Genomic DNA, 12,381 nt, shown 5'->3' with positions numbered 1-12,381 from the left:
AATGAGCATTGAAATAGATGGAATCAATAAATTTTTTGGTTATGACAAAGTATTAACCAATATTTCTTTACATGTTGCATCTGGAGAAATTATAGCCTTATTGGGTCCATCTGGTTCTGGAAAGACAACATTATTACGTATTATTGCTGGATTAGAACATCATAATAGTGGTTGTTTACGTTTTAGAGGTAAAGATGTAAGTCAAGTGAATGCACGTGATCGTCATGTTGGTTTTGTTTTTCAAAATTATGCTTTATTTCGTCATATGACAGTATCGGATAATATTTCTTTTGGGATAAGAATGTTACCGCGTCATAAACGCCCGAGTTCTCATGCAATTAATAAAAAAGTGATGCAGTTGTTAACTATGGTTCAATTAGAAGGTTTAGGGGATAGATATCCTGCTCAACTTTCTGGAGGGCAAAAACAACGTGTAGCTCTAGCTCGTTCATTAGCAATTGAACCAGAAATTTTGCTATTAGATGAGCCTTTTGGAGCTTTGGATACTCAAGTTAGAAAAGAATTGCGTCGTTGGCTGCGCAGGTTGCATAGTGAATTTAAATTCACTAGTGTTTTTGTTACACATGACCAAGAAGAAGCAATGGAAGTTGCTAATAGGATAGTGGTTATGAATCGAGGAATTATTGAACAGATAGGTACACCTAAAGATATTTGGTGTGTTCCAGCTACTCGTTTTGTTTTAGAATTTTTAAGTGAGGTTAATTGTTTACAAGGAATAGTATGTGGTTCACAACTATCTGTTGGGTCTTATCATTGGTCTTTACCATATGTGCCTGATTTGCAGGGAAAAGTTGAATTATTTTTTCGTCCGTGGGAAATGGATATTAGTAAAGAATCTAATGTATTACATCCATTACCAGCTAAGATTGTTAATGTTAGTTTACATGGATTTTATTGGCAGCTAAGTGTAGAGCCTTTGGGTTGGCACCAAGAGTTATTAACTATAATTATAGGGATTAGGGATATTTTCGGTATTCCAGAATGTGGATCATGCTGTTATTTAAGTGGGCATAATGCGCGATTATTTTCAGGAGAAACAGCGTTGTAAGCCAGTGTAAGTAATAATATTTTGTTTCTTGAGATATTCGTATGATCTCTAAAGATCAAGATATAAGCGATAATTGATGCAATTTTTATTTATGTGAGTTGTATTGTGTATGTTATGCATATAAAAGAGTTAATGATTCTGTTTAGATTTAAGTACTATATAAAAGATTTATTTTGTGCGTAGATTGTAAGATTTTTAAAATGGTCGAATAAGCAACTGGAAAAGAATACTAATTAAAATTATATAGATTAAGTCAATAAGGTATTTCGTATAGGAGTATATTTTAGGTAATATAAATTTTTAGTTTATATATATTGTTTTGTTATTTTTATTTATAAGTACGTATATTAGTATAGTTAAATTTCATAATAGATCGTATATTTTGATAATTTATAAAGTTATTATTTTCTTTAGGTTTATATTTTCATGAGACAGATTGTATTGTAATTAAAAATTAATGTTATAACTCATGTTTGTTTTATATAAGTATAAGTGTGTTATTGTTTGTATTGCATCAGTAAATGCATTATTGATTCTGTGGTTGGATAATTTAAGACTTGTTTTGCCATTTCTTTTGCATCACAATAGTGTGAACTACGGATTATTTGTTTTATTCGTGGGATGGATACAGAACTCATACTAAATTCATCTAATCCCATTCCTAATAATAGTAAAGTAGTGCACTCATCTCCCGCCATTTCCCCACACATAGCTGTCCATTTTCCTTCAGAGTGTGAAGCTTCAATGACTCGTTTGATTAATATTAAAATAGATGGAGATACAGGGTTGTATAAATGAGATATTAATTTATTACCACGATCTACTGCAAGAGTGTATTGTGTTAAATCATTGGTGCCGATACTGAAAAAATCTACTTCTTTGATTAAATGATGAGCGATAATTGCAGAAGCAGGAGTTTCGATCATAATCCCTACTTTAATATTTTCATCAAATTTTTTTCCTTCTTTACGTAGTTGTTTTTTTAGTAAATTTAGTTCTGTATTTAAGGTTTTTATTTCTTCTACAGAAATAATCATAGGATACATTATACGTAGTGTACCAAAAAAAGAAGCACGCAAGATAGCACGTAGTTGGGTATGTAGTATATCTTTTCTATCTAACATTATGCGAATTGCCCGCCATCCGAGAAATGGATTTTCTTCGTTTGGAAGATGCATGTAAGGTAAATTTTTATCACCTCCAATATCCATAATACGTATAATTACAGCTTGATTAATCATTGATTCAGCTGCCTCTTTATAAGCTTGAAATTGCTCTTCTTCTGTAGGTAATGCATTACGATTCATAAATAAAAATTCAGTTCTATATAATCCTATACCTTCAGCTCCGTTTTCTTTAGCTTTAATTATATCGTGTATTGTACCGCCGATATTGGCGCATATTCGTACTTGATGTTCGTCAAGAGTAATTGCTGGAAGATGTTTAAATTTAGTTAACTCATATTTTTTAGAAATATATTTTTCTTTTAATATATTGATATTTTTAATGATGTCTGGAGTTGGATTAATGTAAATTTTATTATTTAAAGCATCAAGTATTATAAAGTCTCCATTAGAAACTTGTTTTGTAATAACGCCAGTACCTATAATAGCTGGTAATTCTAAAGAACGAGCCATGATAGAGGTGTGTGAGGTTTTTCCTCCAGCATCAGTGATAAATCCTAACACTTTTTTTAAGTTTAATTGAGCCGTTTCTGATGGACTAAGATCTACAGCAATAATGATTACTTCTTCAGTAATTGAGTTTAAGTCGATAATTGGGATGCCTAAAATATTTTTTAATAAACGATTTCCTATATCTCGTACGTCGGTGGCACGTTCTTTCAAATATTCATCTTCTAGTTTTTCTAAGGCTTTTGCTTGAGTTTCAATTACTGAATGTACAGCAGCATCTGCGCTAAATAATTCTTCTTTAATAAGACTGATGATATCTTGTTCCAGTTCTTCATCTTCTAGTAATATGATATGGCCTTCAAAAATAGCTTCTTTCTTTGAATCTAATTGTTTTTTTATTTTATTTTTAATTTCTTTTAATTGTTTAGAAGTTTTAGCGCGTCCAGAAATAAATCGATTAATTTCTTGTTCAATAGAACCAATAGCGATTTTTTTTGAATTAATGAGAATTTTTTTTTCTTGTAATAGCAACGCTTTTCCGAAGGCGATGCCAGGTGATACTGAAGTTCCTGAAATCATAATTCTACCTTCATTAGAGTTATGGAGAGTTTATTATCTACATATTGATTAATTGTATTATCTTTTTATTTAAGTTTAGAAATGAACTTAATTAAATGCTGAACTGCTTGTTCTGCATCTATGCCATTCGCAGAAATAATAACTATAGAACCTTTACTTAATCCTAGTGTTTGTAGTTTAAATAAACTTTTAGCGCTTGCTTTTCTTCCATTAGAGATCACTGTAATGTCAGAATTAAAGTTTTTTGCTTCTTTTACAAATTGGGTAGCTGGGCGAGTATGTAAACCATTGGCAGCGGTAATCATAATTTCTTTTTGATACATTTTTATCTCCATTTGATTAAGTAATATGATGAAAATAATGTTTTTTAAGTTTATTAAATTAAATATTTTTATGAATATAGACGAACCAAATTTTTTATATAAATAATTTGTTGATTTTGTTATATCTTTTATGTATATCACATTCAAAATAGAATATGAACTAAAGATGTTTTTGTTAATGCTGTTAAGATTATTTATAATATAGTAGAAAATATAGTATTCTATTTATATAATGTAATTAATTCAATGTTTTTATATATTCTTTAATAAATAAAAGCGTATAGTTTTTATTTATTAAAGAATATAAACAGAAAACACCCACAATGAGTGTTTTCTGTTTTGTTTACTATTAATATAAAAATTATAATTTTTATAAGTTTGAAAATAATACAGTACTTAAATATCGTTCACCAGATGATGGTAGTATAACTACTATATTTTTAGTCTCATAGATTTTGTGTTTTTGTAATTGTATAGCAGCTGCCAATGCAGCACCTGAAGAAATTCCAGCCAAAATTCCTTCTTTTTCCATTAAATGTTTAGCATAACTAACAGCTGCGTCTATACTTACTGTTTCCACATGATCAATTAAAGTTAAATCAAGATTTTTTGGAATAAATCCGGCACCAATACCTTGAATTTTATGTGGTGCTGGGCTTATTTTTTGACCAGATAATGCTTGAGTAATGACTGGAGAGTTTTCTGGTTCTACTGCTACGATAGTTATTTTTTTATTTGTCTTTATATGTTTTTTAAAAAACCTGCCAATTCCAGTGATAGTTCCTCCTGTACCAACTCCAGCTACAAGTATGTCTATTTGCCCATTAGAGTCGTTCCAAATTTCAGGTCCTGTTGTTTTTTCATGAATTTCTGGATTTGCAGGATTACTAAATTGCTGTAATAACAGATAACGTTTAGGATCAGAAGAAACGATTTCTTCTGCTTTAGAGATAGCTCCCTTCATCCCATTCTTTCCTTCTGTTAATATAATTTCAGCCCCTAAGGCTTTAATTAATTTACGGCGTTCAATGCTCATTGTTTCTGGCATGGTTAAAGTTAATTTATAGTGACGTGCAGCTGCTACGTAGGCTAAAGCAATACCAGTATTGCCGCTTGTTGCTTCTATCAGTTTTGTATCTGGTGTTAATAGGTTTCTTTTTTCTGCATCCCAAATCATATTAGCACCAATACGACATTTAACACTAAAGCTGGGATTTCTAGATTCTATCTTAACTATAATGTGTCCGTTTCCAATTTTATTAAGACGGACTAATGGAGTATGGCCGATAGTATAAGAATTGTCTTGATAAATTTTGTGCATACTTAATGTTCCTCAGCGCCATATAATATTACATGTTATATTTGTTTTAAAATTTAATATCTTTAAAAGACAGACAGAATTAAATTGAAATATAAATTAATATTAAATATTTTATATCAGAATGAAACCAGTTATTATGCATTAATTGTTGTAGATGTGCACTTATTATATAATAATTATTAAAATGTTATATCTATTACTATAGATCATTTTATGAAAGTAAATTCAATAATTGTTTATATTCAAGTATTGTGTATATCAAATAAGTTAATGATTTGAGACATTAGTATTATTCTTATTTAATTACATGTGGTGAACATACTTATTTTAAGTGTATATCAATGATCCTACTCCTATGTATCGGGATATTTATATTATGAAATGTATTGAAAAAAAAATACAGAACTTAAGAAAAAAATTACGTCACTGGGAATATTTATATTACATAAAACATGAATCTGAAGTATCTGATGAAAAATATGATGCAATATTAGCAGAGTTGCATCAATTAGAAAAAGTTTATCCACATTTGATTACAGAAAATTCTCCTACTCAACGTGTAGGAGGTATGTTGCAGGATAATTTTAAAAAAATAAATCATAAAATACCAATGCTATCTTTAAATAGTATTGTTAAATCGTGTCAATTGTTATCATTCGATAGACGAATAAAAATTAAACTCAATGATAATCATGTTATTTCATATTGCTGTGAGTTAAAGATAGACGGAGTAGCAGTTAGTTTATTATATAAAAATGGGGAATTGGTTTGTGCAGCAACTCGAGGTGATGGAAAAATTGGAGAAGATATTACTAAAAATGTGCGTGCTATTTATTCGGTTCCTATGCATTTAAATATTGATGTCAATAATCATGATAAACTACCACATTTGTTAGAAATTAGAGGGGAAGTATTTATATCTAAATTATGCTTTTTACAATTGAATAAGATAACAGCTCAGGAAGGTAATAGACCTTTTTCTAATTCTAGAAATGCTGCTTCTGGTTCATTACGTCAGTTAGATCCTGCAATTACTGCTAAACGGCCGTTAAGTTTTTATTGTTATGGTGTTAGTGATTATTTTGGAGAAAAAGAATTACCAGATAGTCACTGGGAACGATTGCAGTTATGTAAAGGGTGGGGTTTACCAATTAGTAATCATATTCGTTTAGTTAGAGGCATTGATAAAGTATATGAATATTATTCATATATAGAGAAAATACGAGCTAGTTTAGAGTTTAGTATTGATGGAGTAGTTGTTAAAACAAATAGTTGTAAATATCAAAATAAATTAGGTTGTGGGTCTAAAGTTCCTAATTGGGCTGTTGCTTATAAATTTCCGGCGGAGATAAGATCTGCTAGAGTAAATAATGTAACTTTCCAGGTTGGAAGAACAGGTATTATTACCCCAATAGCTTATTTAGAGCCTATTGTAATTTCTGATGTTATAATTAGGAAAGTTAGTATTCATAATATTAATGAAATCAAGAGATTGGGATTAATGATTGGCGATACGGTTCGTGTACAAAGATCTGGAGATGTTATCCCTAAAATTTTAGAAGTCGTTTTTTCGCAACGTACTGATTGTGTGAAAGCTATAGCACTGCCACGTTTTTGCCCGATATGTGGATCTTTGATTGCTACGTGGTATCGTCAGTCAATATTGCGTTGTACAGCTGGATTAGCATGTCTTGCTCAAAGAAAGGCAGCGCTTGAACATTTTGTTTCCAGAAAAGCAATGAATATTTGTGGCATGGGAAAGAGAATCATTGACCAATTAGTTAATAAAAATTTAGTATCTGCTCCGGTTGATTTTTTTAATTTAAATAAAAATAAGTTACTTTGTTTAGAAGGATTTGGTGTGGAATATATTGAACGTTTATTATGGGCTATTGAGAATTCTAAAAAAATTACTTTGGCTCGTTTTATATATGCATTAGGTATTCATGGTGTAGGTGAAACAGTAGCTAATAACTTAGCTGTTGCATATCAAACTCTTGAAAATTTAATGACTGCTGATTTACAATCATTGTCCAGTTTAAAATATATAGGACTAATTGTGGGTAATAATATATATCATTTTTTTAGAGATCCTGATAATTTAAAAAATGTTCAGGATTTAATTGATCCTTCTGTTGGAATTCAATTAAATATTATTATTTAAAACAAAAAATTTTAAACGGTTAAAAAATTATAGGAATGTTACAATAAAGTTAATTGTTAAAACAATGCAGGTAAACATAAAATATTATAAACTTAAGTTTTAATGAATATTTATTTATATTTAATGGAATTTAATTATTTAAACTTAAAGCTGGTATTATATGTTTTAACTTTTAAACTTCAGTGAAGAGCAGTGATTTACAATAAATTAATATTGTAATAATGTAAAGATGTGATTAACTTTATATTAATTATTTAAGATTATCATCTTGTGATGAGTGTGCTTAAAATAATTAGTGCCTTGGGTCGTGCAGGAATCGAACCTGCGACCAATTGATTAAAAGTCAACTGCTCTACCTTCTGAGCTAACGACCCTAAGTTTGTTAAGATAAATAAAATAGGTGATGGCGGACTCGAACCGCCGACCCTCTCCTTGTAAGGGAGATGCTCTGCCAACTGAGCTAATCACCTTCTCTATTGCTTGGATTGAATTATATGGATTCATTGACATGAGTCAATGGATTTTTATAAAAATAGAGATTTTAGTTGTAATTTGTTACATGTTAAATCAAATTTAATATTGTGTGAACTTAAATGAGTAGTATATATTACATACAATTAGGTATTTAATTTTTATGAACATTAAAACTAGATTCGCTCCTAGTCCTACAGGCTCTATACATGTTGGAAATATTCGTACCGCTTTATATTCTTGGTTGTTTGCTCGTAAGAAAGGTGGTCAATTTGTATTGCGTATAGAGGATTCTGATTTACAACGTTCTGTACATGATGCTGTTAAATTTATCGTTTCGGGGATGCGCTGGCTTAATTTAGATTGGGACGAGGGTCCTTATTTTCAAACTGATAGGTTTGCTCGTTATAATAGTGTGATCAATTATATGATTCAACATGATATGGCCTATAAATGCTATTGTTCATCAGAACGATTGGAATTATTGCGGTTAAATCAGATAAAAAATGGAGAAAAACCTAAATATGATGGTTATTGTCGTTTAAAATCTACAGTTATAGATTATAATACTTGTGTTAACTCTTATGTAGTACGTTTTTGCAATCCTCAACAAGGTGTAGTGATTTTCCATGATCAGATTAGAGGTACAATTACGTTCAATAATAAAGAGTTAGATGATTTAATTATTCGTCGTGCTGATGGTTCTCCAACGTATAATTTTTGTGTTGTAGTAGATGATATGGATATGCAAATTACTCATATTATACGAGGAGAGGAACATATTAATAATACTCCGCGTCAGATAAATATTTTAAAAGCATTAAAAGCTCCAATACCAATATATGCTCATGTGTCAATGATTTTAGATCATGAACGTAAAAAATTATCAAAACGTCATGAAACGTTAGGAATTATGAAATATCGTGATGATGGGTTTCTTCCTGAAGCTATACTGAATTATTTAATAAAATTAGGATGGTCTTATGGTAATCAAGAAATTTTTAGTATTGAACAGATGAAAAAATATTTTGATTTTAGTGGAATTAGTAAATCTCCTAGTATTTTTGATCTTGAAAAATTGCTTTGGTTAAATCATTATTATATTAATCATTTGCCAATAGATTATGTAGCTTCACATTTGTCATGGCACATGCGTCAACAAAGAATAAATACACAAAATGGCCCAAAATTAACTGATATAATAAAATTATTTGCAAAACGCTCGAGAACATTAAAAGAAATTGCAAATAATTGTCATTATTTTTATATGGATTTTAATATATTTGAAAATAGGGTAGCTAAAGATTATTTGAAACCTATTACAATACTGCCATTAAAGTATTTAAAAAAAAAATTTAGTAATATAGTTTATTGGACACCAGAAGTTATTAAATCTGTTATTACGGAAACTGTTAATGAATTGAATGTCAGCATGGATAAAATAGGGATGCCTCTGCGTGTAGCATTGACTGGAATGGATCATTCTCCAGCTCTGAGCGGTACTATATATGTTATTGGAAAATCACGTGTATTAGAGCGTATTGATCAAGCTTTACATTATATTGCAACGAATTGCATTCGACATGTAAATAAATGATCAATTATAATTGAATTTTTAACCTGAATATATAAATCAAGGTCATATTTTTATAATAAGTAAAAGAGCTTATGATTATTTATAATAAGTTTTAGGATTTTAATTGTTTTTATTACTTAGAATACTTTTCTAAGTATGACGTTTAAAAAGAGGTTGTCGGAGTTTGATTCGAGTATGTGTAGTTTTATTTATTTTTAAAAATATTTTATTATACATTGTATAATATATCTTGTTTTATTATTTTTTGTTTTTGCCGTTTTAAAAATTATTTAATTTTTTAAATGATATTAATGTAATACTATTAAGTATATACGATTTATAGTTAAATATATAAAATATTTTATTTATTAGTAAAAATTATATTACTAAACTGGTTATTGTAGCTGATAACATATTGATCAATGTAGAGCTGTATATTAGTTTAAATCCATAATTTGATATTATATTTCCTTGTGTGTTATTTAATCCTTTTATAGCTCCTATCACAATACCAATAGATGATAAATTAGAAAATGAAACTAAAAAAACTGATATTATTCCTACAGTTTGGGATGATAAAGTGTCAGAAATTTTTTGTAAATTTATAATGGCAATAAATTCATTAGAGATTAATTTAATCGCCATTATACTACTGACTTGTAATATTTCGTCTGTAGGTATGCCTATAATCCAAGCGAATGGAAAAAAAATATAACTTAAAATTTCTTGTAAAGATACGTTAAGTAATACTTTAAATATTGCATTAAGAGCAGAGATGAGCGCAATAAATCCTATTAACATTGCAGCAACAGTAATAGCTATTTTAAATCCAATTAAAATATATTCGCTTATAATTTCAAAGAGATTCTGATTACTAATATGTAAATCGGCTGCATATAGGTCCTTTTCTTTTTGTACTATATAAGGATTAAGTAGTGATAATATAAGAAAAGTACTAAATACGTTCAGTATTAATGCGGCTATAACGTATTTTGGAGTTAGCATAGTCATGTATGTTCCCATGATAGAGAGAGATACTGTAGACATAGCAGTTGCTGCCATAGTATACATTCTGGGCTCAGATATATTTTTGATAATATCTTTATAAACTATAAAATTTTCAGATTGTCCTAAAATCAGTGAACTAACAGCATTGAAAGATTCTAATTTTCCCATCCCGTTAATTTTAGATAAAATAGTTCCAATTATTCGAATAGTGAATTTTAATATTCCGGTATACTGTAGAATGCCAATTAGCGCGGAAACAAAAATAATTGGACAAAGTATGTTTAAAAAAAAGGTAGCTAATCCTTGTGAATGCATTCCTCCAAAAACAAAATCAGTACCTTCTAACGCAAAAATTGATAGCGCATTAAATAAAATACATAACCTTTGCACGGAATCTGATCCTAATTGAGAATGTAAAATAAAGTATCCTAATAAAATTTCTATGATTAGTATCTGAAAAATAAAACGTATACGAATATTTTTTGGATTACTACTGACGAGTAGTGATAGAATTACTATTGCAGTGAATCCTAGAATAAAATGCAAGATACGAGACACAATATTTACTCCATTAATGTAATAAAAAAGTTTTTCGTTATTTTATATATATATAAAGAAACAGGAACAAAATTAGTTATAACGTTATATGTAAGCAATTCAATTAGATTTCAATTTTGTATGTAAACCTATGCTATGATGATTAAAAGATTATTAATATATCTAAAAAATATAATTTAGAAGTTAGCCTGTGCTATACTTATTAGCAATATAAAATGCAATTATCGTGTATGATGAGATTATAATCTTAAATTTAATCATTAAATAATTATTATCTCCATTATAATATAATTATTTTATTTAAGTATATAAAGTTAGTCGAATAAGATGATTTTATGAGGGCTATTAGTATGCTAAATAAGCAAGATATAATAGTTGAGCATCGTTCTATTAGAAAAATTAAATTTTCGTTACTTGGTCCTGCTTTTATAGCTGCTATTGGATATATAGATCCTGGAAATTTTGCAACTAATATACAAGCTGGAGCTACTTTTGGTTATCAATTATTGTGGGTTGTAGTATGGGCAAATATGATGGCAATGTTAATTCAATTGCTTTCTGCAAAACTTGGAATTGCTACTGGAAAAAATTTGGCAGAACATATTCGAGATCAATTTCCAAGATCAGTTGTATGGATATATTGGATTCAAGCTGAAATTATTGCTATGGCTACAGATTTAGCAGAATTTATTGGAGCTGCTATTGGATTTCAAATATTATTTGGTATATCTTTGTTATATGGCGCAGTTTTGACAGGTGTGGCAACTTTTTTGATTTTAACCTTACAAAGATATGGTAGAAAACCATTGGAATTTGTTGTTGGAGGTTTATTATGTTTTGTGGCGATTGCTTATGTCATTGAGTTATTTTACTCGAAACCTAAATTTCTTATATTAGGTATGAGTGTATTATTGCCGATACTTCCAAATAGAGAAGCAGTATTTTTGTCAGCAGGGGTTTTAGGTGCTACAATTATGCCGCATGTTATCTATTTACACTCTTCCCTTACTCAAGATAATAATCTGATGGCAAGTAAAGCTGATCGATATTCTTCTACGAAATTAGATGTTGCTATTGCAATGACCATTGCTGGATTTGTAAATTTGTCTATGATGGCTACTGCAGCAGCAGTATTTCATTTCAGTGGATATACTGGTGTTTCTAATTTAAATGAGGCTTATTTAACGTTATCTCCTTTATTGAATCATACCGCTGCCACAGTTTTTGGTTTAAGTTTGACAGCAGCGGGATTATCATCAACAGTAGTAGGTACTTTAGCAGGCCAAGTAGTGATGCAAGGTTTTGTACATTTCCATATTCCATTGTTATTACGTCGTATTATTACTATGTTACCTTCATTTATAGTTATTTCTTTTGGGATTGATTCCACGCGTATTTTAATAATGAGTCAAGTATTACTTAGTTTTGGTATTGCGCTTGCATTGGTACCATTGTTAGTGTTTACTGGAAATGCTAAATTAATGGATGAATTAGTAAATTCTTTATCAATTAAGTTGATTGGTTGGTTGATTACAATAATAGTAATAATATTAAATATATATTTGTTGGTTGGTATTATTATTTAGTATATCAAATAAATTGATATAGAGAGCTATTTCTTTAAAAATTTTGTGTGTTTGTAAAGAAGTTAATTTATTAGATAAATATCATTAATGTA

At 29.2% G+C, this 12,381-nt stretch carries 8 protein-coding genes and 2 tRNA genes; 4 read left to right on the top strand and 6 right to left on the bottom strand.

The genetic code is table 11. From position 1 onward, the window contains the following. Position 1 precedes the first annotated feature (1 nt). Positions 2–1,069, top strand: coding sequence for a sulfate/thiosulfate ABC transporter ATP-binding protein CysA (cysA, locus tag Bsans602_RS02650; protein WP_500836978.1), 1,068 nt, complete (start codon positions 2–4; stop codon positions 1,067–1,069). 497 nt (positions 1,070–1,566) lie between these two features. Here cysA and ptsI read toward each other — a convergent pair whose 3' ends face one another. The 3 genes from ptsI to cysK all read right to left on the bottom strand — a co-directional run bounded on the left by ptsI (position 1,567) and on the right by cysK (position 4,926). Continuing rightward, positions 1,567–3,282 carry a phosphoenolpyruvate-protein phosphotransferase PtsI gene (gene ptsI / locus Bsans602_RS02645; protein ID WP_500836977.1) on the bottom strand — a complete coding sequence of 572 codons (1,716 nt, stop codon included), beginning with the start codon at positions 3,280–3,282 and terminating at the stop codon, positions 1,567–1,569. 65 nt (positions 3,283–3,347) lie between these two features. Next, positions 3,348–3,605, bottom strand: coding sequence for an HPr family phosphocarrier protein (locus tag Bsans602_RS02640; RefSeq protein WP_500836976.1), 258 nt, complete (start codon positions 3,603–3,605; stop codon positions 3,348–3,350). Positions 3,606–3,975: 370 nt separating this feature from the next. Further along, complete coding sequence (gene cysK, locus Bsans602_RS02635) at positions 3,976–4,926, bottom strand: cysteine synthase A (RefSeq protein ID WP_500836975.1); 951 nt, start codon at positions 4,924–4,926, stop codon at positions 3,976–3,978. Between the two features lie 376 nt (positions 4,927–5,302). Between cysK and ligA the strand changes: the two genes are divergently transcribed. Next, complete coding sequence (gene ligA / locus Bsans602_RS02630) at positions 5,303–7,090, top strand: NAD-dependent DNA ligase LigA (protein ID WP_500836974.1); 1,788 nt, start codon at positions 5,303–5,305, stop codon at positions 7,088–7,090. A 301-nt stretch (positions 7,091–7,391) separates the two neighbouring features. Here ligA and Bsans602_RS02625 read toward each other — a convergent pair. After that, positions 7,392–7,464 (bottom strand) — tRNA-Lys (locus tag Bsans602_RS02625). 23 nt (positions 7,465–7,487) lie between these two features. Further along, positions 7,488–7,560: transfer RNA gene (locus Bsans602_RS02620), tRNA-Val, on the bottom strand. Positions 7,561–7,724: 164 nt separating this feature from the next. Between Bsans602_RS02620 and gltX the strand changes: the two genes are divergently transcribed. Then, positions 7,725–9,158 (top strand): glutamate--tRNA ligase, encoded by a 1,434-nt coding sequence (gene gltX, locus Bsans602_RS02615; RefSeq protein ID WP_500836973.1) that lies wholly within the window; start codon positions 7,725–7,727, stop codon positions 9,156–9,158. Positions 9,159–9,515: 357 nt separating this feature from the next. Here gltX and Bsans602_RS02610 read toward each other — a convergent pair whose 3' ends face one another. After that, a complete protein-coding gene (locus tag Bsans602_RS02610; protein WP_500836972.1) occupies positions 9,516–10,703 on the bottom strand; it encodes a NupC/NupG family nucleoside CNT transporter in 1,188 nt (395 codons plus the stop codon). Between the two features lie 350 nt (positions 10,704–11,053). Between Bsans602_RS02610 and Bsans602_RS02605 the strand changes: the two genes are divergently transcribed. Then, the gene (locus tag Bsans602_RS02605; protein WP_500837396.1) at positions 11,054–12,289 is read left to right on the top strand and encodes an Nramp family divalent metal transporter; all 1,236 of its coding nucleotides are present in this window, start codon (positions 11,054–11,056) and stop codon (positions 12,287–12,289) included. The last annotated feature ends 92 nt before the right edge of the window (positions 12,290–12,381 follow it).

Source organism: Candidatus Blochmannia sansabeanus (nom. nud.), assembly GCF_059935345.1.
The sequence above is the reverse complement of the archived record's forward strand: the minus strand, read 5'-3'. Positions and strand labels throughout refer to the sequence as shown.